This is a genomic window from Streptomyces sp. NPDC047981, from assembly GCF_040653315.1.
GTDB lineage: Bacteria > Actinomycetota > Actinomycetes > Streptomycetales > Streptomycetaceae > Streptomyces.
Map to the genome: position 1 here is coordinate 1 of NZ_JBEZNQ010000007.1, position 22,277 is coordinate 22,277.

The 22,277-nt window shown below is 73.2% G+C and carries 17 protein-coding genes; 5 read left to right on the forward strand and 12 right to left on the reverse strand.

The features are described from left to right. Positions 1 to 133 precede the first annotated feature (133 nt). The 10 genes from AB0E14_RS06320 to AB0E14_RS06365 all read right to left on the reverse strand — a co-directional run bounded on the left by AB0E14_RS06320 (position 134) and on the right by AB0E14_RS06365 (position 10,819). Entirely contained in the window at positions 134 to 784 is a 651-nt protein-coding gene (locus AB0E14_RS06320) for a 4Fe-4S single cluster domain-containing protein (protein WP_362412918.1), read from the reverse strand. Beyond that, complete coding sequence (locus tag AB0E14_RS06325; RefSeq protein WP_362412921.1) at positions 781 to 1,869, reverse strand: hypothetical protein; 1,089 nt, start codon at positions 1,867 to 1,869, stop codon at positions 781 to 783. The genes AB0E14_RS06320 and AB0E14_RS06325 overlap by 4 nt, the downstream gene beginning before the upstream one ends. A 2-nt stretch (positions 1,870 to 1,871) precedes the next feature. Continuing rightward, on the reverse strand, positions 1,872 to 2,852 hold the full coding sequence (locus tag AB0E14_RS06330; RefSeq protein ID WP_362412924.1) for a protein phosphatase 2C domain-containing protein: 981 nt from the start codon (positions 2,850 to 2,852) through the stop codon (positions 1,872 to 1,874). Next, positions 2,849 to 3,619, reverse strand: a complete 771-nt coding sequence (locus AB0E14_RS06335) for a hypothetical protein (RefSeq protein WP_362412927.1) — start codon at positions 3,617 to 3,619, stop codon at positions 2,849 to 2,851. Before AB0E14_RS06335 ends, AB0E14_RS06330 begins: the two co-directional genes overlap by 4 nt. Beyond that, complete coding sequence (locus AB0E14_RS06340) at positions 3,612 to 3,842, reverse strand: hypothetical protein (RefSeq protein ID WP_362412930.1); 231 nt, start codon at positions 3,840 to 3,842, stop codon at positions 3,612 to 3,614. The genes AB0E14_RS06335 and AB0E14_RS06340 overlap by 8 nt, the downstream gene beginning before the upstream one ends. Positions 3,843 to 3,979: 137 nt before the next feature. After that, entirely contained in the window at positions 3,980 to 5,092 is a 1,113-nt protein-coding gene (locus tag AB0E14_RS06345) for a hypothetical protein (RefSeq protein ID WP_362412933.1), read from the reverse strand. A gap of 63 nt (positions 5,093 to 5,155) precedes the next feature. Further along, the gene (locus tag AB0E14_RS06350) at positions 5,156 to 5,836 is read right to left on the reverse strand and encodes an RES family NAD+ phosphorylase (RefSeq protein WP_362412936.1); all 681 of its coding nucleotides are present in this window, start codon (positions 5,834 to 5,836) and stop codon (positions 5,156 to 5,158) included. Beyond that, positions 5,836 to 6,603 carry a hypothetical protein gene (locus tag AB0E14_RS06355; RefSeq protein ID WP_362412939.1) on the reverse strand — a complete coding sequence of 256 codons (768 nt, stop codon included), beginning with the start codon at positions 6,601 to 6,603 and terminating at the stop codon, positions 5,836 to 5,838. The genes AB0E14_RS06350 and AB0E14_RS06355 overlap by 1 nt, the downstream gene beginning before the upstream one ends. Further along, positions 6,600 to 10,061: a CHAT domain-containing protein gene (locus AB0E14_RS06360; RefSeq protein WP_362412942.1), complete on the reverse strand. Its 3,462-nt coding sequence runs from the start codon at positions 10,059 to 10,061 to the stop codon at positions 6,600 to 6,602. The genes AB0E14_RS06355 and AB0E14_RS06360 overlap by 4 nt, the downstream gene beginning before the upstream one ends. A gap of 122 nt (positions 10,062 to 10,183) precedes the next feature. Continuing rightward, positions 10,184 to 10,819 (reverse strand): hypothetical protein, encoded by a 636-nt coding sequence (locus AB0E14_RS06365; RefSeq protein ID WP_362412945.1) that lies wholly within the window; start codon positions 10,817 to 10,819, stop codon positions 10,184 to 10,186. Positions 10,820 to 11,096: 277 nt separating this feature from the next. Between AB0E14_RS06365 and AB0E14_RS06370 the strand changes: the two genes are divergently transcribed. Next, positions 11,097 to 14,600: a CHAT domain-containing protein gene (locus tag AB0E14_RS06370; protein ID WP_362412948.1), complete on the forward strand. Its 3,504-nt coding sequence runs from the start codon at positions 11,097 to 11,099 to the stop codon at positions 14,598 to 14,600. 219 nt (positions 14,601 to 14,819) lie between these two features. On the opposite strand, the gene AB0E14_RS06375 is transcribed toward AB0E14_RS06370, so the two are convergent. Next, positions 14,820 to 16,133: an ROK family protein gene (locus AB0E14_RS06375; RefSeq protein WP_362412951.1), complete on the reverse strand. Its 1,314-nt coding sequence runs from the start codon at positions 16,131 to 16,133 to the stop codon at positions 14,820 to 14,822. A 187-nt stretch (positions 16,134 to 16,320) separates the two neighbouring features. On the opposite strand from AB0E14_RS06375, the gene AB0E14_RS06380 reads away from it, so the two are divergent. From AB0E14_RS06380 to AB0E14_RS06395, 4 genes are all read left to right on the forward strand, one after another. Beyond that, positions 16,321 to 17,637, forward strand: a complete 1,317-nt coding sequence (locus AB0E14_RS06380; RefSeq protein ID WP_362412954.1) for an extracellular solute-binding protein — start codon at positions 16,321 to 16,323, stop codon at positions 17,635 to 17,637. 17 nt (positions 17,638 to 17,654) lie between these two features. Next, a complete protein-coding gene (locus AB0E14_RS06385) occupies positions 17,655 to 18,668 on the forward strand; it encodes a sugar ABC transporter permease (RefSeq protein ID WP_362412957.1) in 1,014 nt (337 codons plus the stop codon). A gap of 73 nt (positions 18,669 to 18,741) precedes the next feature. Beyond that, entirely contained in the window at positions 18,742 to 19,581 is an 840-nt protein-coding gene (locus AB0E14_RS06390; protein ID WP_362412960.1) for a carbohydrate ABC transporter permease, read from the forward strand. Between the two features lie 38 nt (positions 19,582 to 19,619). Then, positions 19,620 to 21,017: a GH1 family beta-glucosidase gene (locus AB0E14_RS06395; RefSeq protein ID WP_362412963.1), complete on the forward strand. Its 1,398-nt coding sequence runs from the start codon at positions 19,620 to 19,622 to the stop codon at positions 21,015 to 21,017. An 82-nt stretch (positions 21,018 to 21,099) separates the two neighbouring features. Here the strand turns inward: AB0E14_RS06395 and AB0E14_RS06400 are convergent, their stop codons facing one another. Next, complete coding sequence (locus AB0E14_RS06400; protein WP_362412966.1) at positions 21,100 to 22,119, reverse strand: LacI family DNA-binding transcriptional regulator; 1,020 nt, start codon at positions 22,117 to 22,119, stop codon at positions 21,100 to 21,102. Between the last annotated feature and the right edge of the window lie 158 nt (positions 22,120 to 22,277).

Here is a 22,277-nt window from a genome sequence, read left to right on the forward strand (position 1 = left end):
GCCTGTTCGGCGCGCTCCTTCGCGCGCTGGGCCTGTCGCCGTCGGCGTTCCGCCTCCCGCGCCCGGCGCCGCTCCGCCTCGATCCGCGCATAGGCCGGCGCGACGGTGACGGTGCTGTACTTCGGTGAACCGCTCATGCTTCCCTCCGTGCCTCGGCGCGCAGGACGAACCCCCGAGCCGCGAGTCGTTCCTCAAGCCCCTCCCGGAATCCGGGAGTCGGCGGGACCCCCGCCCAGGACAGTGATCCGTCGCCCTCCATGGAGACCTCGACCCCCGCGCTCACATCGGGCTCGCTCGCCACGTGCGCGTAGCGGTCGGTCAGCGGGATGACGCGCTGGTTGGCCGAGCCGCGCCAGCGCAGTCCGTGCCGCTCGGAGGCCACATAGGGGCCGTCCACGAGCAGATCGAGGCGGCGCAGCAGCGCGAGCCGGTCCGGCCCGCCGCGGCGCAGGGCCTCGTGCCGGAAGCCCGAGTAGGCCATCGCGGTGAACTCCGGCCGCCGGGCCCGGACATGGTCGAGCAGCGAGGCCAGCGCCGCCGCCTGGGAGAAGGGCTCGCCACCGGAGAGGGTGACGCCCTCGATGTCGGGCAACGCGCCCAGCCAGGCGGCGAGTTCGGACACCTGGTGCGTGGTGCCGCCCTCGAAGGGCAACGTCTCCGCCGCCACACAGCCGCGACAGCGCAGCGGGCAGCCCTGCACCCAGATCACGGCCCGGGTTCCCGGCCCGAGGGTGGTGCAGCGGTCGAGTGTGCGTGCCACCGAGAGCGTGGTCACCTCTGTCATCCGGCCTTCCCCTTCCTGCCCTTCCTGCCCGTCGGGTCCGTCGGGTCGGTCGGGTCCGTCGTGTCCGGGTAGCCGTCGGCCCCTCGTTCGGCGAGATCGCACCAGGGACACCAGGGCCGTTCGGCGGTGTGCACATGCAGGGGGTTGCGCCGGCACGTCCGCAGGCGGGCCGGGTCCGCCTCGGCGGCCAGCGCCTCCGCCCAGGCCGAGGCGGCGGGCCGTGCTCCGCCGAACGCGGCCCGGAACAGGGCGGTGATCCGGCGCGGGAGCAGATCGACGGGCGGGGCGGAACGGGGCAGGACCACCGAGGCCCGGTCGAGGAGACGGCAGCGCCGGTGCAGGACGTTGTCGTCGTAGCTCAGGTAGCCGCCGCCGGAGGCGGGATGTCCGGCGAAGGGGTGCAGCCCGCACATCAGCAGCTGGTGGACGAGGACGGCGAGGACGAACTCGTCGGAGGCGCGGTCCGGTGCGGTGCCCGCCGGGGCGCCGATCCGTTCGGGAGCCGTGTGCCCCGGACTGCCCATCCGGCCGGGGAACACCTCGCCGCCGTCGGTGAAGTGCCAGGAGTCGACATCCGCGATGCCGACCCTGCCGAGCGCGTCGACCCAGAGGTTGTCGGGTTTCAGGTCGCCCACCACATAGCCCTCGACATGCATGTCGGCGACGAGACGGGCGAGCGAGAGGGAGGCGGCGAGCGCGGTGGCCCACGTCGCGTCGGGGAACAGCCTCCGACGGGCCTCAGGGGTCAGCAGGTGGGCGAACGGCTGGTGGGCGTGGCGCATGTCGGTCATCACGTAGCCGTCCACGCCGTCGGGACCGGGACCGCCGGCCCGGACCCCCGCCAGTGGCCATGCCACCCGCGTGGGCGTCGCGGACACCAGTCGGACGGCACGAGGCTCGCGGCGCTGCCGTACGAGCCGGGCGATACGGCGCCGGTAGGCGGACGGGTCGGGCGGGAGGGGCACCAGCTTGGCCACCAGGGGGCGCCTGTCGTCCACGCCGTAGACGATGCCTTCGGAGCCGGTGCCGATGGGCTCGGTGAGCCGCCATGTGTGCCCGCTGCCGGACACCACCGTGAGGGCCATCGTCAGCTGCCCTCCGTCAGGGCGCAGACCACGGTCAGGTCGTCGCCGGTCCGAGCGGCATCGGGACCGGAGAGCAGTGCGCGCAAGGGCTCGGCGTCACCGTCGTTGGCGCGGAGCGTCGCGGCGAGCCCGCAGAAGAACCGTTCGGCAGGCAACGGCCCCGCCTTCGGCGGGAGTTCGCGCAGGGACGGGTGGTCCAGGGTGAGCGGTGCGCAGCCGTCGGTGGCGAGGACGACGCCGCTGAGCCGCGGCTCCCACAGCACGAACGACCGCAGGCGCAGGGCGGCCCCCGGCGAGGAGAGGAAGACCGTCTCCGGGGCGCCGGGCGGCGGAGGCGGCAGCACCAGATGGCAGCGCTCGCCGAACGCGAGAGGCGCGGTCGATGCGGAGGAACCGCCGGTCTCCGGGGACTCGTGGACTCCACCGCTCCCCGCGCGCCCGCCGCTCCCCGCGCGTCCTAAGGACCCGTCGGGCCCGTCAGGCCCGCCGAGTCCGCCGAGTCCGTCGGGCCCGTCGAGTCCGGGCGGTCCGGCGGGCCCGGGCTCGTCGGGATCGCGGGTCAGGACCGTGCCGAAGCAGTCGCCGACCGAGAGGAACGCCACCCAGGGCGGCCGCACCACCGCTGCCGCCAGTGTGGCGGCCAGGGCGCCCGGGTCGAGGGGCTCCGACGGAACCGCGAACGGCGACAGGACGCCTTCCACCGACCGCCGGTAGTGCTCGACCACGGTGGCGCCCGCCGCGGCGATCCACGCCGACCAGGTCTCGGGAGCGTCCGCGGCCTCCGGGACGTTCTCGGCCAGGACCCGGCAGGCGGCGTCCACCGCGATGTGCGCGCCGAGCGCGCTGCGCTCCCGGCCGCCCGCGCCGTCGGCGACGGCGAGCACGGCCGCCGTCCCCAGGTCGACCGCCTTGAAGGCGTCCTGGCAGCCCTGTGCGCGGGCCAGATGAGCGGTTCCCTGGACGGACGCGCCGGCCACGATCACCGGACCTTCTCCTCGAGGAGCCGCATGCGCCGCTCCCGCTCCACGCGGTCGGCCACCTGCCCGTGAATCTCGTCGGCGGCCTGCCGTCCGCCGATCACGTCCGAGCTCTGGAACAGCAGATCGAGGATCCGCCCGAAGTCCAGCCCCTCCAGCATCAGGGCGCCCTTGGGCGTCAGGGCGCGCAGCAGCTCCAGATCCGCGCCGCTCACGCCGATCGCCTGGAGCACGCATTCGCCCCGCTCCTCGCCGAGGCGTACCTTCGCCGCCGTACCGGCGAGGGCGGCAAGGCCCATCGCCTCCCCGTTCGCGTCGCTGGGTGCACCGTCCGTCAGCACCCACAGGAACGGCCTGCGCACCTGCACCTGTTGTTCCTGCAGGGCCAGGTAGCGCGCGCGGGCCAGGTCGAGCGCCGTCTCGACGGCCTCGGTCATCCGAGTGAGGCCGGAGGCACTGAGCCGGGGCGGGCGCATCCGGTCCACCGGTACGAAGAGCCGGTCCGGGGCGGCCTCCTCCACCGGTACCAGCCTGTCCTGGCCCGGATCGAAGACCCTGACCCGGGAGTCGAAGGTGATGAGGCAGACCTCCACCCGCGCGCGGAGCCTCGGCTCCGCCCGCACTCCGTCGAACCAGTCGGCCAGCGCCACGCTGAGCTCGTCGATCCGGGGGTTCTCGGCCGGACGCCCCATGGAGGCCGAGGTGTCGAGCAGCAGTACCACGGGCTGCCGCTCGTCGTACCCCTGTGCCAGCCCGAAGCCGTACTCACTCATTCCCGGCCGCCCCGTCCTCGTCCGTCCGATCCACCGCCCGTGCGAGGAGCCGGCGCCGCCCGGCGTCGTAGCGCACGACGACCTCCGTCCCCGGGATCATTTCCGGAGGGTCCGTGAGCATGCGCATCAGCACCCCGTCGACCAGGACGTACGCGTCGGGAGCGGGCCAGGTGACGATCCGCCCCGGCGCGCCATGGCCCCACCGCTCCATCCCGCCCGTCATGCGTCCACGCCAGATGACGTCACGTCAACTCGCGCTGTGACAACGGAGATTACCCCCATGAAGATCCCCCTCGCTTCCCCTGCGTCGCGCACCCGTGCGCCGCCTCGCGCTCCGGCGCGCCCTTCCATTGCACCGGGTCAGCCGGTCGGCCTCCGGGCGTGCGCCGGGCGAATTCCGGCCGGGATGCGCTCCACCAGGGCCGCCGCCTCCGGCGTACGCACCACGAAGTGCACGTCCCAGCTCGCCCCGCGCGCCAACTCCGCTTCCACCGCTGCCCATACGGCGCGAAGACTGACCTCGTACGACAGGCCGCCCCGGCCGGAGCCGAGCAGCGGGAAGCACACCGAACGCAGCGGTGGTGTGTGGTCCTCGTGCTCCTCGGCGAGCACCGCCAGGGCCCGGGACACCGCCCGGGTGACGTCGGCGGGCAGCACGTCGTAGTCGTTGGTCCCGGCCCGGGGCACGGCGATCGCCGCGTGGTAGACCCGCCGGATGCCCTGGCCGGTCAGCGCCCCCGCCCCGGTGGCCGCCACCGTGCCCGGCCGCACCGCCCGTCCGGACGTGCCGTGCTGCTCGGCCCACCGGCGCAGCTCCGCGGGGAGCGGGTCCGCCAGTACGTCCCCGGTCACGCCGAGCACGGCGGCCGCCCGCCGTAGCGACGCGGCGACGGAGGATTTGTACACCTCGGGCAGCGCGAGGTAGACGTTGGACGGGGAGACGACCACGTCCACGTCACGCAGCAGGTCGACGGGGTGCACGTGCAGGGTGACACGGACGGGCCGGCCCCCGGCCCGGATCTCCACGACCCGATGCGTGCCCGCCCCGTCCTCGTCCTCGGCTGCCGCGCCCGAACTCCGCCCGGCCGTCTCGGCCGTCAGTCGCACGATGTGCTCGGCGACCTGCTCGAGGACCATGACCTCCTGATCCTTGCGGAACCGCTCGACGCTCACCCCGTAGACCGAGGCGGCCCTGACGCGCCGGGACGACGCCGGCCAGTCCCTGGTCCCCTGCGCGATCCCCAGGGTGTACTCGGCGGCCGTACGCAGAGTCCCCGCGTCCAGGCGCGCCACCGCGCTCCGCAGCAGCGCCTCCACCGCCGCGCCGGGTGTCCCGGCCGCGGCGGGGACCACCGCCGCGGCCGCCGCCTCCAGGGCGGGCAGCGCACGGCCCCGCAACCTGATCAGTCCGGCGCGCCTGACCTCCTTCAACTCGGCGAGCATTGCGACGTCGTCGGGGAGCGGTAATGCCATGCGTCCACGATGGCATCCCCTGTCACAGGCGGACAAGCCGCTTCCACGATGCTCGGGCCGGCGTCATCGCAAGGGCTTCGACACCTCCGCCGCCAGCGGGTCGAGCAGTCGGTTCACCTCCTCGATGCCCTCCGGGGAGCCGAGGTCCGCGAATCCTCGCTCCGGGACCACCTCCAGCGCCCCGCAGTGGCAGCCGGCGAAGCGGTCGTGGAAGAGCACGTAGGAGTTCTCGGGACGGTTCCGGCGCGACTGCCACACCAGCCCCATCGCTTCGGGTGCCTGCGCCCGGATCTCACTCGCCCATCGCCGCGCCTTCGCGTAGCTGCGCTCGTCGTCCAGGAGGTCGGCGGTCCGGCGGACGGCCGCCAGGTCCTTCTCCTCGATCAGCGAGACCACCGTCAGCTCGCACGTCGTCCGCAGCACGCTGAGCGACCGGCCATGGGCGGCCGCGTAGGGGATCGTCCGCTTCGTGCCGTTCCACGCCACGGAACGGAGCATGCTCTCGGCGACGGCCGTCAGCGCGCTGTCGGCCACGTACAGGCTGTGGTACGGATCCAGGGGCGTGCCCTCGAAGCGTCCGCCGTCGAAGTGGATGTCGGCGAGGAGCGGGTTGAACTGGTGGGGCCGGTACTTCGACTTGTGCACCCGCCACAGCTCCGTGCCTGCCGGGATCACCTTGAAATTCGGGCGCAGTTCCTCGCCGGTCATGGGGAAGAACGTGATCGGGCGCTGCTGGAAGCTCATCACTCACCCTCCACGAGGGTGGTGGCCGCGCCCACCAGCTCGTGATCGGGCAGCCGGCCCAGGAGCGACGCGGGAGCCGCGCCGAGCCAGCTGTTGCCGCCGAGCCACCAGGACGCGGCGCCCCGGGGGTCGATGTCCGCCAGGAGCAGCCGGTTGACCGTGAGGACGACCGGGTGCGGGGTGCCGCCGCCCACGGGGAACTGGAACTCCAGATAGCGGTCGCCACGCGGTGGGTCCGGCAGCCTGATCAGTTCGGGTGGCGGCGCGCCACCGCAGCGCGCCGTGGCCTCGGCCGTCGACAGGGCCGGCTCCCGGAGCAACGGGTCGGGCGCGCGCTCCTCTGCGGGCGTCGGGTCCGACGACGTCGGGGCGGGCGTCGTGCCGGGCGTCGTGCCGGGCGTCGTGCCGGGCGTACGGTCGGGTGCCGGGTCCGGCTGCGGGGCCGTCGAGGCCGCGGCCAGCAGGTCCACCAGCGTCAGCGCCTCCGTCACGGTCGCGGGACCGGGGGGCGCGGCAACCAGGCGTACGCCGTCGAGGGCGGCACGTACCGGATGGTCGAACGGCAGCGGCCGCAGGGCGAGTCTGACCCCCTGGAGGGCCCTGCGGACCGCCATGATCTCGTCCGGCGGCGCGGCGGCGAGTGCGCGCAGCCGGGTGAGCAGCAGCGCGTGCTGTTCGTCGTCGAGCGCCGCACGAATGGACTCCCGGTGCTCGCCGATCAGGGCGAGCAACGGCTCCGCGGACGGTCCGCGGCCCTCCTCGTTCATGGTGTCCCTTCCGCTGTGTTCGTGAGGCTCGCCCCGGGGTGTCCCTGATGGATGAAGGCGGCCCAGTGCGAGGTCCGTTCCAGTCCCGGCCGTTGCGACTCCCGGAGCAACTCGCCGTGCAGCGAGCCCGGGTTGCGACGGTGCGGGTCGAGCATCCACAGCTGCGCGGCCCTCAGGGCGTCCACGGGGCTCAGCCCGTCGACCGCCAGGTAGTGGTGGAACACGGCCATCAGCAGCGCCGAAGCGCCGTCCGGGGCCAGCCACCGGGAGCCCACGACGTCCCGCGCTCCGGCCGCGACGAACGCCGTGGTGAGGGTCAGCGCCTCGTCGTGGTCCCGCTTGCTCAGATCGGTCTGACAGGCGCTCAGGACGACCAAAGGGCCATCTGCGGAGCCCTGTTGGCCCTCGTGGTCGAGCAGGCGCGTCACCGTCAGCGGAGCCGGTGTGCCCTGCACGTCGGCCGCCAGGTCCAGGGCGGAGACCGTGGGGCGGATGCCGGCCTTTCCGTGCGAGACCACGTGCAGCAGGGAGGTGTCGTCGGCGAGGAAGCCCAGGACGGCTTCGGGGGTGGCGGGCGGCAGCTCGCCGAGCTCCGCCTCGTAGAGCGCTCCGCACACCCGGGCATCCGGGTAGTGGGCGTCCCGCAGGGCGGTGACCTCGGTGTCGGCGAAGTGCAGGCTCATCGTCGGGTCGGCCACGAGGACGGGGGCGGCGGCCGGGTCCCGCGGTGTGCGTCCCACCGTCCGCAGGAACTGGCTCCCGGAGGCCGCGTGACTGATGACCGCGGCCTGGCAGAGCCGGTCGTGCGGGGCGTCGGCGGGGAAGCGCGCGGCGTGCCACGGGACGATGCCCAGGCGCCCGCAGGGGACCAGGACGACGCGGAGCGGCCGGTCCTCCCAGGCGTCGTCCTCCGCCTCCAGCCGCTTCTCGATGCCGGCGAGGACCGGGCCGAGCGCCTGGAACGCCCAGCCGCACAGCTCCTCCAGGGCCTCCTCCCAGGGCTGGGTGAGAGAGGCGTCGTCCGGGGCGAGGTCACGCGCCGCGGCCGCCTCCACGTACCGCGCCAGCGGGCCGTCCTCGCCGTCGGAGAGCAGGGGCAGGGCGCCCGCCCCGGCCCCGAGCCGCGGCCCCACCGCGATCACCAGGCCCGGGCCCTGGTGGTCGCCCGCCACCAGATAGAGCAGGACGTCCGCACCCGCCTCGGCCAGCCCGTCCGCGAGTTCACCGAGTGTGGGCGTCCCCAGCAGGCCGCCCTCCTGCCGGTAGCCGAGGGCGTCGAGGGCCTGTCGGCGCAAGGTGCTGGGCAGAAGTCCCGGAACCTCTCCCGCGTCCCCCGTGGCTTCGCGCCCGCCGGCCGCCTCCCGCCAGGCCCGCGCGAGATCCTGGTATCCGGCGGCGTCCAGGCGCTCGGGCACCGCCGACGAGACGGCCGCGCCCTGGAGGACCAGGGCGCGGCCCAGCTCCAGGGCGGCCACGGCCTTGTGCAGATCGCCGTACGAGGCCGCCATCCGCGCCGCCTGTACGCCGCGGCTCGCCCCGGTACGAGCGGCCAGCAGTCCGTGCTCGGCGCCCGCCTGGAGGACGACGTCGGCGGCGAGCGCCGACAGCGCCTCCTCGGCGGCGTCCAGGCAGCCGTGGTCGGCCTGGTCGGGGGAGTCATGGGCGAGGCGGTTGCGCAGGTGGTACGACTCGGCGAGGTGCCACAGCGCGTCGGCGGCGACGCGCGGCGCCCTGCCCTCCCGTACGCCCACCCGGAGCCGTTCGAGTTCCTCGATCCGGGCGTCGAGGACCGCCGGGTCGCCGTCGCGGTCGAAGCGTACGCCGAGCGAGAGCGCCGAGGAGTAGAGGTCGTCCGTCGAGGCGTCCGCGGGAAGTGGAACGTGGTCGGGGACGGCGGTCCGCTGTCCGGTGAGGACGTCGTGGAGCAGGCGGACGTCCTGCACGCGCGGTGGAGCCGTCGACTCGGAGAACGGCAGGTCGCTCTCCTCGACGAGGATCGAGGCCCGCTCCATGTACGGCAGGGACCGTGCCAGCAGATCCTTGTCCCGGGTCACCATGCCGAGCGATGCGAGGACAGCGCCTCGTACGGCGTCGACGGCGAATCGGAGCGGATCGCCCTCAGGGGCCGCGGTGTCCAGGGCCTCGACCTCGGCCAGGAGGCCCTGGAGCGTGTCGACGTCCTCCGCCTCCCTCGCCGCCGTGGCCCGGAAGCAGAGGTCCATCGCGCGGCCCACGACAGCTGGGTCGCCCACGCCCGGGGGCAGCGAACCGCGGATGTTCTCCAGGTGTCCGATGATCGTCTTCATATGGGCGTGGCCCGCTGCCGTGTCCTGGTAGGTGCCGCCGACACTCGGGCTGATGGAGAGCAGGATCGCCCGCAGGCTCTCCAGCGCGGCCGTCGACCTCACGCCCTCCGGAAGCGTCAGGTCCTGCGCCGAACGCAACCTGCCGAGAAGCGTGTTGAGCGCCTCGGGATCACCGCTGCGCAGCAGGGAGTCGAGCCCGTCGCTGGTCGCGTTGACGGCGTCCAGGGCGGTGACCATGTCCCGCAACGCCTCGGGGGTGAGCGGGGGCCGCGGCACGGGCCCGGTCGCCGGCCGCGGTTCGGGCGCGGGTGGCGGTTCCGTCGGTCCTGGCGTGGGTCCGGGTGCGGGTGGCGGTTCCGTCGGTGCTTGTGCCGGTTCGGGTGCGGGTGCCGCTTCCGACCCCGGTTCCAGATCGCTATCGAGGGCGGGCCTCGGCGGCGACGACCTCAGTCCGGTACGGGGCTTCGGCGACGGCTCCGGACCCGGATCCCGCTCCCACACGGGCCCTGAGTACGGCGCCGTCGGCGGCGGGCCGGGGGACGTCATCGCCCCGAACATCTGGTCCATCATCTGGCGCATCTGATCCGCGAAGGGACCCCCGGCCGGCATCATGCCGGCCATCAGGTCCGACAGGCCCTGCGGGGACGGGGCGACGAGAAGCCCCTGGGCCTGGCGCATCGCTCCGAGCAGCTCGGGCGGCAGCGGCAGTTCGGCCGCCTCGTCCATCAGCGTGCCCAACTCCGAGGCCACGGACATCATTCCGGCGGGTCCGACCCGCTGGATCCAGTCGAGGAAGCGGGAGAGGTCGGGCGCCGCCCCGGCGATGCCCGCCTGCGACTGGATCGGGGAGATGTGGGTGATCAGGAACAGTGCCGCCCACCGTCGGTCCTCCTCGGTCACGAGGGCTCCGAGCGGTGTCGTTCCGTCCCGTGCCTCCCGCAGCAGCCGTTCGGCGCGCTCCCTGTCCGCCGCCGAGCCACCCCCGTTCGTGTGCCGCAGGGTCATCGCGCCCGCGAGCCAGACGGTGGCCGAGCCGCGCAGGGCCTCGTCGTGGTCCAACAGGGCGACGAGCTGCTCCAGTTCGGCGACCGAGGCGTCGGGTGACCGTGGTGAGGGCGAGCCGCCACCCAAGGCGGGGAGCTGTGCTCTCACCCGCTCGACGGCATCCGACACCCAGGCGCGCAGTCCCTGAACGCCACCGCTCTCCTCGCGACTCACCGACAACCCCCACCCTCCCGGGCCGCTGAGCGGCCCGGCACCCGCTCTCGCCGGCCTCAGTGGCCCTCAACAGCTTCTGGATCAATCCCACTATGCCGATCCGGAGCGGATGCCGCTCCGACTTCCCCCGCTTCTCCTCCTTCTCCTCGCCGGCGCCCCTCCTCCGCTCCGGGCACCCCCAGATCGGCCCGCATCTCCCGCCGCATCTCGCGGAGTTGGGTCCACAGGGCCTCGACGGCCCGGTGTGCCGCAGCCGACGAGTCGCCGGGCCGCGGCAGCCCGTCGTCCAGGCGTCGGACCATGCCGTAGACCGCGCCGAGACCATGGCTGACGACACCGGCGTGGTCGAGCACCCGGTCCGGAAGCCGCATCTGGGCCTCCGCGTAGACCTGCCGATGGCGGTCGCGCGCGGCCGTGAGCCGCTTGCGTACCGAGGGCAGCTCGGCCTCCCGCTCCAGCGCGTACACCAGGTCGGTGAGCGCCGCCAGATAGTGCCGACCGGAGGTGTTGAGCGCCACGTAGCACGACCACAGCTCCCGCGCCTCGGCGCGCCGGTCCCAGGCCTCGCCGACCCGTTCCAGCTCGCGCTGCCGACTGCGGTCGGCCGCCCGCTGGGTCAACAGCGCGGACATCAGCGTCCCGGCGACGCCGACGACAGCCACCAGCAGAGCGGTCAGCACGCCGATGTCCACGCTGTCTCCCTCCTCGTTCCCCCGTGCTGCCAGCGAAGCACCGACGGGTGCGCCGGGTGAAGGGTGGAACCGGAGATCGCCCGCCCTTCGCCCTGTTGCCGACCACCGGGGCGGGGAACGGTGGAGCAGTGTGGGCGGTACGGGGGCGCGCAGGTCGAATTCCGGGCAATGAACGGGAGTTGACCGGTCGGCGGGTGCTGCGCAGGGCGTGCTGTGGTCATCATGGGCCGCGGTACGACGGGACGGGTTCCACCGTGACGGACGGGGGCGTGGAGGCATGGCGGGAGACGAGGACAGCGGCGGTGTCCGGGCCCTGCGGGCCTGGGCGGTCGACGCGAGCGAGCGGGGGGCTCGGCTGATCAGCCTGGGGGAGGAGGGGGGCTCGGTCCCGGCGGAGGAGTTCGAGGGCGTGATCGTCGAACTCCACCAGCTGCGGGGCCTCCTGGACCACGACCGGTTCCTGCTCGGCAAGATCACGCTCGTCCTGGGCGGCCTGCACGCCGTGCGGCACGCCACGGGGCACGGTGGGCCGGACGACCAGGCTGAGGCCCGGCGTCTGCTGGACGAGGCGCGGGACGCGACCACGGCCGCCGGCGAGCGGACGACGGAGGAGGACCGGCAGTGGGCGGCGATGTTCCTGCTGATGGCCGAGGGGCCGGCGGGGGCGGGCCGCCGCGCCGGCCCGCAGGGAGACGTCTGGCAGCTGCTCGACCACCTGATGCGGCCGGGAGCGCCGGCGGAGGCCGGGGCCGAGGCGGCGAGGATCGCGGGACTGGCCGCCGAGATCCAGCGGCTGCCGGTGCCGGAGGAGCTGCGGGACCAGCTGGGGCGCATGCAGGACGCCCTGGCGTACATGGCGGGGAGCGACTTCTCCGACCCCGAGGAGCTCCTCGCCACGCTGCCGCCCGACTTCCCGATGGGGGACCAACTGCGGACTCTGCTGGGCCTGCTGCAATCCGGTCCTGGCCCCGTCCCGGGCCCCGGTACCCGCGTCCCGGATCCGGAGGCGCGACCGGCTTTCGCTCCGCGGCCCGACGCCGAGCCGACGGCATCCGTCGCCCCCGAGGCCGACGACGCAACCGAGACCGCTGTCCTCGGCGCGTGGCTCACCTCCTTGATGGGACTGCAGGAAGCCATGCGCACCGGTGATCCCAGGGACCTCGAACGGCTGCTCCAGAGGCTGGGCGCGCAGCTCGACAGCCTGCCGGCCGGGCATGAACGGGCCTCCGAGGTCGAGAGCCTCATGCGCATGGTTCTCCAGCTGGCGGGGCCCTTGGGAGGCAGCCGGGCCGACAGCGGAGAGGCGCGCCACCACACGGCCGCGATCGGTGAGCACTTCGCGAGATGGGCGGCGGACGACGCCGGGACGGAGCACCTCACGGTCGCGGTCCGAGCCGGCGAGCTGTTCAGCCGACTTCAGGCTGAGGAGGAGGCGGGGAACGACGAGGAGCACCTGCGGCTGGTGGGCGAACTGGACGCGTTCGAGCGCGCCACGCCCCCCGACCACCCTTTCCGCTGGCTGGTGCTGCTCGTCCACGGGGCCGGCGTCAGGTCGCTCGGAGAGCGCACCGGGGACACCGGGATGATCGTGCGCGGTCTGGCCCAGCAGGAGGCGGCCATCGAGGCCGCGCTCGCGGCGGACGTCGGGCTTTCCGCGGATCATTTCTTCAGCCTCCGTGAAGCGTTCCAAGCCTCGCGCGCCGTGCTCCTGGAGGATCCGGAGCTGATGCCCGACCCGGTGTCGCCCGGTCCGAACGCATCGACGGGCACGCGGTACGCCGCCGCGCTCACGGCGACCCTCCGGCACTCCACCACTCGGGACCCGGCCGATCTGGAGGCTGCGATCACGGGACTGGAACAGGTCCGCGAGGACATCCGGCGGGGCGGGTCGCCGCAGCTCGGCTTTCCCGCGCTGTGGCAGCTCGCCGAGAACTACCGTCTCCGCCTGGGCCGCACCGGGGACCCGGCGGACCGGATCGCCGCCACCGACACGGCCCTGGAGTCACTGCAGGCGCTCGCCGCCGACGTGGTCCTTCAGGAGGGCCCCGACCACGGCCTGTTGGCCGCCCGGTTCGGGATCGACCGCGGGGTGCGGGCCGCCCGGTGGGCCGCCGCCGAGGGCCGGGTCGAGGACGCTGTCGCCGCGCTGGAACTGGGCCGGGCCCTGGTGCTGCAGGCGGCGTCCACCTCGCGGGCCGTACCTGACCTGCTGGAATCCCGCGGACACCACGACCTCGCGAAGGAATGGCGAGCGGCGGACCGTGGTGCGGGTGCGGGTGCGGGTGCGGGTGCGGGTGCGGGTGCGGGTGCGGGTGCGGGCACGGGCGTGGACGGGTCGGTGCGGAACGAGCCCGGCGCACCGGCCGGACCGGTGCCGGCCGGACCGGTTGCGCCGAGCGGCGCGACGCCGGGCTTCGTCAGCAGGGAACTGTCCAGTTCCCTGCGGCGCCGTGCCCTGAAGGCCCTGGGCGACCGGGAGCCGGGTGGCGCCCTGTTCCGTACGCCCACGGTCGACGAACTCAAGGCCGGTCTCGCCGAGGCCGACGCGGACGCGCTGGTCTACCTGCTCGCCGGCGAGGACGCCACGCCCGGCCTCGCGGTCGTCCTCGGCCCTGACATGGGTACGGGGGTACGGGCGCTCCCCCTGCTCTCGGAGGAGGAGAGCGGCCCCCTGGAGCGCTATCTGGACGCCACGGCCGCCCACCAGGAGCGGCTCGGCGATCCCGAGGCCGAACAGGCCTGGGAGGAGGCGCTCTCCGAGCTCTGCGACTGGGCGACGCAGGCGGTGATCATCCCGGTGATGACCGGGATCGCGGAGCGGCTCGCCGCCAACGAGGACCGGCGCAAGGACCGCCCCGGCCCGCCCAGGATCGTCCTCGTGCCCTGCGGCCGCCTCGGGATCATCCCCTGGCACGCCGGACGCCTGCCGGCGGACGCGCCCCACGACTACGTCTGCCAGATCGTCGTGGTCAGCTACGCGGCGTCCGGCCGTCAGTTCCTGGACACCGTACGGCGGGCCCGGCGAGCTCCGAGGGCCGCGCCCGTCATGGTGGCCGACCCCACCATGACCCTGCCGTTCGTGGAACTGGAGGTCACGGCGCTCCAGCAGTCCCACTACCCGAAGGCCCGGCTGTACGGCGAGTTCTACGAACCGCCCGTCGATCCGGTGGCGGTCGGCACACCGGACGACGTCCTCGCCGCGCTGGCCGCCGGTCCCTCCGTGCTCCACGTGGCGTGCCACGGCTCGGCCGGCACCAACCCGACCGCGTCCGCCCTGCGCCTGGCGCCGGAGGAGGGGGGAGCGGCGGACCGGGGGACCGCGGGGCTGCTGACCGTCGCGCGGCTGCTCGACCGACCGGCGGGCGAACAGGAAGCCACGGACGGCCCGTTGGTCGTGCTCAGTGCCTGCGAGACGGACCTGAGCAAGCGGGACCACGACGAGGCGCTCACTCTGACGACCGCCTTCGTGGCGAGCGGCGCGAGGGACGTCGTGGGGTCTCGCTGGGCGACCCAGGACTCGGCCGCGGCGCTGATGATGGCCGTCTTCCACCACTACGTGGCGATCGAGGGCCTGACCCCCGCCGACGCGCTCCAGGGCGCGCAGCGGTGGATGCTCGACCCGGAGCGCCGGAACCCGGGATCGCTCAGCGCCGAACTGCTCGAAGAACTGGAAGGCGTCGGGCCGGAGTTGCACCGCCCGGCAGCCTGGGCCGCCTTCATCCACCAGGGCCATCCGGGGCCGTCGGTCACGGTCCGCAGGTGCCGGTGCACCGACAGGTGACCGCCTGACGGATACCTGGCCGACGCGTGAGTGCCCGACGGGTCACCTTGCCCTACGGGGCACCTGCCCTACGGGTCACCTGCCGGGCGGGTCAGCTTGCCCGGCGGGCCACCCGCCCGACGGGTCACGTTGCCCGACGGGTCGCCTGCCCGACGGGTCACCCGCCCGGCGGGTCATCTTCCCGACGGGTGGCCCTCGGGCGGTGGATCCGCGCGTGGGTCAGGACCCCACCCGGTGCTGAAGCGCCGGTTGCCAGGTGGGGACCGGGTCTTCGGGGGTGGGTTCGGTGTGGCGGCCGCCCCGGGCGAAGAAGGCTTCGAGGGGGAGGATCGCCGCGCCCACCGTGACGGCATCCGGGCCCAGGGTGCCCAGTTCGATGCGGGTCCGCTCGGCCGGGTAGCGCAGGGCGAAGGCGGCCGCGTGGGGCTTGACCGTCTCCAGGAAACGGGTGCCGAGCTGGAGCCCCGCCCAGCCGCCGACGAGGATGCGCTCGGGCTGGAAGAGGTTGATCAGGTCGGCGAACCCGGCGCCCAGGTACTCGGCGGTCTCCTCGAGGACGGCGAGCGCCGTGGCGTCGGGCTCCGCGGCCGAGCCGTCCGGCGGGTAGGCGGCGGTCAGCATCGCGGTCAGCGCGGTCTCCTCGTCGGCCCCCTTCGGCGGCCGCCCGCCCGCCTCGCGCCAGCGCTCCAGGAGCGCCTCCGCGCCCGCGTACGCCTCCAGGCAGCCCTGGGAACCGCAGCGGCAGCGGCGCCCCCTGACCCGTACCGTCAGATGGCCCCACTCGATCGCCCGGCCCGACTCCGTGCCCTCGCCGATCACGCACGCGCCGACACCCGAGCCGAAGAGCACGACCACGGCGTCGGTGGCCCCGCGGCCCGCGCCGAACCACATCTCGGCCTGGCCGAGTGTCTTGGAACCGTTGTCGATGAGGTACGGCACGCTCGCGGGCACCGCGCCCGTCTCCCGGAGCAGCCGCTCCAGCGGGACGGCGTCCCAGCCGGTGGTCTGGCCGTGCACCACCGCGCCGTCCTCGGGAGTGTGCGCGACGATGCCGGGGACGCCGACACCGACGCCGAGCAGCCGCTCCGCGGGCACGTCCGCCGCGCGGAGCACCTCGGCGATGCCGTCGCGGACGTGACCGACCACGATGGAGACCTCGTACCGGCCGTGCGGGCCCGGGCCGTCGGCGGACAGGGGGCGCTCCACGCGGGCCAGTTCGGTGAGGGCGAGGTCGAAGAGCTCCACCCGGATGCGGGTCTCGCCGACGTCGACGCCGATCATGCAGCCGCTGCCGGGGCGGACGCGCAGCAGCGTACGGGGGCGGCCGCCCGCGGAGTCGACGCTGCCGGCCTCCTCCACGAGGCCCTCGGCCAGGAGCTCGCCGACCACGTTGCTGACCGAGCCTGAGCTCAGGCCCGTCGCGGGACCGAGCGCGAGACGGCTCTGCGGCCCGTCGAAATACAGTCGCCGCAAGACGGCGGTGCGGTTCTCCCGCCGCAGGTCACGCACCGTACGGCTGCTCTTCGCTCGCACTCTGCCCCCACTTCCTGAAGTACCTGATCGCAAGATACCCCTGCCGGGGCCCTTGACGCGACCTTCTCTCGGCATTTAACTCACGTCCTAAATTAAGCCGGGAGGGTGCGGGGGCGGGCGTGGGACGTCGCGCAGCCCAGGGCTCCACCCCGGACTCCGTCACCTCCCGAAAGGGCCTTGAGGAGCCATGCGCAGAATCAGAGCCGCGGTCACCGGTGCCGTCACTCTCTCCCTCGTCCTCACCGCCGCCGCCTGCGGAGGCGGCACCTCCGACGGTTCCGGCGGCGACTCCCAGCCGAAGACGCTCACGTACTGGGCCTCCAACCAGGGCTCCAGCATCGAGGTCGACAAGAAGGTCCTGCAGCCCGAACTCGACAAGTTCGAGCAGGAGAGCGGCATCAAGGTGAAGCTGGAGGTCGTGCCCTGGTCCGACCTGCTCAACCGGATCCTCACCGCCACCACCTCGGGCCAGGGCCCCGACGTCCTCAACATCGGCAACACCTGGAGCGCCTCGCTCCAGTCCACCGGCGCCCTGCTGCCCTGGGACGACGCGGCCTTCGCGAAGATCGGCGGCAAGGACCGCTTCGTCGAGTCCGCGCTCGGCTCCACCGGCGTCCCCGGCCAGGACCCGGCCGCAGTCCCGCTCTACTCCATGGCCTACGCGCTCTACTACAACAAGAAGATGTTCAAGGACGCCGGCATCGAGAAGCCCCCGGCGACCTGGGACGAGCTCACCGCCACCGGCAAGCGGCTGAGCAAGGACGGCAAGTGGGCCATCGGGGTCGAGGGCTCCAACCTCTCCAACAACATCCACCAGGTCTTCGTCCTCGGGAAGCAGCACGGGGCCGATTTCTTCACCGCCGACGGCAAGGCCGACTTCACCTCCGACGGAGCCGTCGCCGCCGTCAAGCAGTACGTCGACCTCATGGCCACCCAGAAGATCGTCGCCCCCGGCAACGCGGAGTACGCGCAGAACCAGTCGCTCAGCGACTTCGCCAAGGACAAGACGGCCATGGTCCTGTGGCAGACCCCCTCGCAGACCTTCGCCTCGCAGGGCATGAGCGAGGACGAGTGGGGCGTCGCCCCCGCGCCGGTCCCCTCCGGCACGCCCGGCCAGGGCACCTCCGTCAACTCCATGGTCGCCGGCATCAACCTGGCCGTCTTCAAGAACAGCAAGAACCTCGACGGCGCCACCAAGTTCGTGAAGTTCATGACCAGCGACGCCGAGCAGAAGACCCTCAACCAGGCCTACGGCTCCGTGCCCCCGGTCAAGGGCGCGCAGGCGGACCCCGCCTTCGACACCCCGTCGCTCAAGGTCATCCGCGACACCCTCGCCACCAGTGCCTCCGCCCTGCCGCAGGTTCCCGAGGAGTCCCAGTTCGAGACCGTCGTCGGCACCGCGGTCAAGGAGCTGTTCGCCGACGCCGCGGCCGGCCGGCCCGTCACCACCGAGTCCGTGAAGGCCGCCCTCGAAAAGGCCCAGCAGCAGATGCCCAAGAAGTAGCCGCGGACGGAACCCTGATGACCTCCACCGTCACCACGTACCAGGAGGGACGGCGGACGGCACGACGGAACGTGCGGAAGACCCCGTCCGGAGAGGCGCGCCCACCGCGCCGCCGCTCCGGACGGCTGCGCCGCGTCTCGCTGCCGTACCTGCTGCTCCTGCCCGCCCTCGCCCTCGAACTCCTCGTCCATCTCGTGCCGATGGTCATCGGCATCGCCATGAGCTTCAAGGAGCTCACCCAGTTCACCATCCGGAACTGGGGCGACGCGCCCTGGGCCGGCCTCGACAACTACACGCTGTCCATCGACTTCGACGCCCCCGTCGGGCAGGCGCTCCTGAAGTCCTTCGTGACGACCTGCCTGTTCACCGTCGCGTCCGTGGGCCTGTGCTGGCTGCTCGGCACCGCCGCCGCCGTCTTCCTCCAGGAGTCCTTCCGCGGCCGCGGCCTGCTGCGCGCGCTCTTCCTCGTGCCGTACGCGCTGCCCGTCTACGCCGCGGTCATCACCTGGGCGTTCATGTTCCAGCGTGACAACGGGCTGATCAACCACGTCCTGCACGACCAGCTCGGCATCGGCGAGAGCCCCGCCTTCTGGCTCATCGGCGACAACAGCTTCTGGGCGCTGCTCGTCGTCTCCGTCTGGAAGGGCTGGCCGTTCGCCTTCCTCATCGTCATGGCCGGCCTGCAGAACATCCCGCGCGAGCTGTACGAGGCCGCCGCGCTGGACGGCGCCGGCGTGTGGAAGCAGATCAGGCACATCACCCTGGCCTCGCTGCGCCCGGTCAACCAGGTCCTGGTCCTCGTCCTGTTCCTGTGGACCTTCAACGACTTCAACACGCCGTTCGTGCTCTTCGGCAAGGCGGCTCCCGAGGCCGCCGACCTGATCTCCCTGCACATCTACCAGTCCTCGTTCCAGACCTGGAACTTCGGCACCGGCTCGGCGATGTCCGTCCTGCTGCTGCTCTTCCTGCTCCTCGTCACGGGCGTCTATCTGCTGCTCACGAGCAGAGGAAGGAGGAGCGGCGATGCCTGAACCCGCGACGCGGCGGACACCGCGCTCCCCGATGGCCGCACCTCGTTCCCCGAGGTCCGCACCCCGTTCCCCGATGGCCGCACCCCGCTCCTTCCTGTGGACCCGGCGGATCTTTCTCACCCTGCTCACCGGCTTCGTCCTGCTGCCGGTGTACGTGATGGTCTCCAGCTCCCTGAAGCCGCTGGAGGACGTCTCGGAGAAGTTCCAGTGGATCCCGAGCGGGCTCACCTTCCGGCCCTACCTCGACATCTGGCAGACCGTCCCGCTGGCCGACTACTTCGTGAACTCCCTCGTCGTCGCCGGAGCCGCGACCGTCTGCTCCGTCGTCGTCGCCGTCTTCGCGGCCTACGCCGTCAGCCGGTACGGCTTCCGGGGCAAGCGGGTCTTCACCGTGACCGTGCTCTCCACCCAGATGTTCCCCGGCATCCTCTTCCTCCTGCCGCTGTTCCTCATCTACGTCAACATCGGCAACGCCACCGGGATCGCCCTCTTCGGCTCGCGGGGCGGGCTCATCCTCACGTACCTCACCTTCTCGCTGCCATTCTCCATCTGGATGCTGATCGGCTACTTCGACTCGATCCCGCGCGATCTGGACGAGGCGGCCAAGGTCGACGGCTGCGGTCCGCTCGGCGCCCTGTTCCGGGTGATCGTCCCCGCGGCGATCCCGGGCATCGTCGCCGTCGCCGTCTACGCGTTCATGACCGCCTGGGGCGAGGTGCTGTTCGCCTCGGTGATGACCAACGACACCACCCGCACCCTCGCCGTCGGCCTCCAGGGCTACGCCACCCAGAACGACGTGTACTGGAACCAGGTCATGGCCGCCTCCCTCGTCGTGAGCGTCCCCGTCGTCGCCGGCTTCCTGCTGCTCCAGCGCTACCTCGTCGCCGGCCTCACCGCGGGCGCGGTCAAGTGACGCCCCCGTACTCCGCGTTCCCGCCGATCTCCCCACCCATGTCAGAGAGGTCCCCCGTGTCCGAACCCACCGACGCCCGCACGCCCTCGGCGCTCGACCTGGCCGCCTTTCCCGCCGGCTTCTCCTGGGGCACCGCGACCTCCGCCTACCAGATCGAGGGCGCCGTGGCCGAGGACGGCAGGGGCCCCTCTATCTGGGACACCTTCTCCCACACCCCGGGCGCCGTCGACAACGACGACCACGGCGACATCGCCTGCGACCACTACCACCGCTGGCCCGAGGACATCGCCCTGATGCGCCGCCTCGGCGTCGACGCCTACCGTCTCTCGATCGCCTGGCCCCGCGTCCTGCCGGGCGGCGACGGCCCCCTCAACGCGCCGGGCCTCGACTTCTACGACCGGCTCGTGGACGGCCTGCTCGACGCCGGGATCACCCCCTCGGTCACCCTCTACCACTGGGACCTGCCGCAGGCCCTGCAGGACCGGGGCGGCTGGGCCGAGCGGGAGACCGCCGAGCACTTCGCCCGGTACGCCGAGATCGTCGCCGGCCGCCTCGGCGACCGCGTCACCCAGTGGTCCACCCTCAACGAGCCGCTCTGCTCGGCCTGGATCGGCCACCTGGAGGGCCGGATGGCCCCCGGCCTGACCGACCTCACGGCCGCCGTCCGGGCCTCCTACCACCTGCTCCTCGGCCACGGCCTCGCCACACAGGCGCTCCGCGCCGCCGCCCCCGCGGCCGAGGTCGGCATCGTCACCAACCACTCGACCGTGGCGCCCGCCTCCACCCGGCCCGAGGACATCGCCGCCGCCACCCGCATGGACGGCCACACCAACCGCTGGTGGCTCGACCCCGTGTACGGCCGGGGCTTCCCCGCCGACCTGCGCGAACTCTACGGCGTCGAGCTGCCCGAACGGCCGGGCGACCTCGACACGATCGCCGCCCCGCTCGACTGGCACGGCGTCAACTACTACTTCCCCGTCACCGTCGCCGACGACCCCGACGGACCCGTCCCGTACGCCCGCGAGGTCCGGCTGCCGGACGTCCCGCGCACCGGTATGGACTGGCAGATCGACGGCGGCGGCCTCGAAGCGCTCCTGATGCGGCTCACCGACGAGTACGGCGCCCGCCGGCTGTACGTGACCGAGAACGGCTCCGCCTTCCCCGACCACGTCGGCCCCGACGGCGCCGTCGACGATCCCGAGCGCACCGCCTACCTGGAGGAGCACCTGGCCGCCTGCGCCCGCGCGCTGCGCAAGGGCGCGCCGCTCGTCGGCTACTACGCGTGGTCCCTGCTCGACAACTTCGAGTGGGCCTACGGCTACGACAAGCGCTTCGGCCTCGTCCACGTCGACTACGCCACGCAGCGGCGGACGGTGAAGGGGAGCGGACGGCGCTACGCGGACATCATCCGCGAGCACCGGGGGCGTACGGCCTGACCGCGGCCCCGGGCGGTGGGCCTCTGCCGCGCGACGGGCCCCCGCCGGGGGGCGGGGGCCCGCCGCCCGAGTCCGGGGCCGCTCAGGAGGACTCCCGTACCACCAGTTCCGGCTCGAACACCAGCGACGCGGGTGCCGTCCGCGTGCCCTGGAGGTGCTCGGTCAGCAGCTGCGCCATGGCCGCGGCCATCCGTTCCACCGGCTGCCGTACGGTCGTCAGGGTCGGCCGGCAGGCGACCGCCGCGCTCGAATCGTCGAAGCCGACGACGGAGACGTCACCCGGCACCGACCGGCCTCGCTCGCGCAGGTACTGGCAGGCGCCCCGGGCCATCAGGTCGTTCGCGGCGAACACCCCGTCCAGGTGCGGGTGTTCGGCAAGGAGCCGGGCCGCCGCGGCGGCGCCGCTCTCGACGGTGAAGCACCCCTCGGCTGTCGGCACGTCACCGATGCCGGCCTCCCGCAGGGCCTCGCGGAAGCCGCGCAACCGCTCGCGCGCCGCCGGCAGGCCGGGCGGACCGCAGATCGTCGCGATCCGGCTCCGCCCGCGCGCGAGCAGGTGCGCGCCCGCCAGCCGGCCGCCCCCGGCGTTGTCGACGTCGACATGGCTCGACCTCGCCGGTCCGGCGGGGCGGGCGAAGTGCACCGCCGGGACCCCCGCCTCGGCCAGCATCCCGGCCAGCGGGTCGTCGGTCTGGACCGACACCACCAGGGCGCCGTCCGCGCTGCCCTGCCGCAGATACGCGACGACCTGTTCCCTGGCCGCCCCGGACTCCGCGAGCAGCAGCACCGGATGGATGGCGCGGGCGCGCAGGAAGCCCAGCGCCCCCTCGACCGCCCGTCCGAAGAAGGGGTCGGAGAAGACGCGGGCCGTGAAGGTCTCGCCCGCCCCTGACAGGACCAGCGCGACCGCCTCGGTGCGCCGTGTCACCAGCGACCTGGCCGCCAGGTTGGGGGAGTAGCCGGTCCTGTCGATCGCGCGCCGGACGGCCTCCTGGATGCCCGGGTCGACGTTGCGGACCCTGTTCACCACCCGTGACACGGTCGCGCGCGATACCCCGGCCTCGCGCGCGACGTCTTCCAGCGTCGGTCCCCTTCTGCCCACCACCGCACCCTAACCCGCCCGTTCGGCTCCGCTTTCCGGTGCGCGGAGTCCCGCTCGGCGGGGCCGTCGCCGTGCCGCCGACGCCAACTCCCCTGCTCGCACTCAGACTTAAGGCAAGTCGAAAGAAAAGTACGGTCAGACTTATTGACCGTCAGTTT

Bases quoted from the DNA above. Each gene is read 5' to 3' on its own strand.
- AB0E14_RS06320 (WP_362412918.1), bottom strand. From the start codon at position 784: ATGACAGAGGTGACCACGCTCTCGGTGGCACGCACACTCGACCGCTGC.
- AB0E14_RS06325 (WP_362412921.1), bottom strand. From the start codon at position 1,869: ATGGCCCTCACGGTGGTGTCCGGCAGCGGGCACACATGGCGGCTCACC.
- AB0E14_RS06335 (WP_362412927.1), bottom strand. From the start codon at position 3,619: ATGAGTGAGTACGGCTTCGGGCTGGCACAGGGGTACGACGAGCGGCAG.
- AB0E14_RS06340 (WP_362412930.1), bottom strand. From the start codon at position 3,842: ATGACGGGCGGGATGGAGCGGTGGGGCCATGGCGCGCCGGGGCGGATC.
- AB0E14_RS06345 (WP_362412933.1), bottom strand. From the start codon at position 5,092: ATGGCATTACCGCTCCCCGACGACGTCGCAATGCTCGCCGAGTTGAAG.
- AB0E14_RS06350 (WP_362412936.1), bottom strand. From the start codon at position 5,836: ATGAGCTTCCAGCAGCGCCCGATCACGTTCTTCCCCATGACCGGCGAG.
- AB0E14_RS06355 (WP_362412939.1), bottom strand. From the start codon at position 6,603: ATGAACGAGGAGGGCCGCGGACCGTCCGCGGAGCCGTTGCTCGCCCTG.
- AB0E14_RS06370 (WP_362412948.1), top strand. From the start codon at position 11,097: ATGGCGGGAGACGAGGACAGCGGCGGTGTCCGGGCCCTGCGGGCCTGG.
- AB0E14_RS06380 (WP_362412954.1), top strand. From the start codon at position 16,321: ATGCGCAGAATCAGAGCCGCGGTCACCGGTGCCGTCACTCTCTCCCTC.
- AB0E14_RS06385 (WP_362412957.1), top strand. From the start codon at position 17,655: ATGACCTCCACCGTCACCACGTACCAGGAGGGACGGCGGACGGCACGA.
- AB0E14_RS06390 (WP_362412960.1), top strand. From the start codon at position 18,742: ATGGCCGCACCCCGCTCCTTCCTGTGGACCCGGCGGATCTTTCTCACC.
- AB0E14_RS06395 (WP_362412963.1), top strand. From the start codon at position 19,620: ATGTCAGAGAGGTCCCCCGTGTCCGAACCCACCGACGCCCGCACGCCC.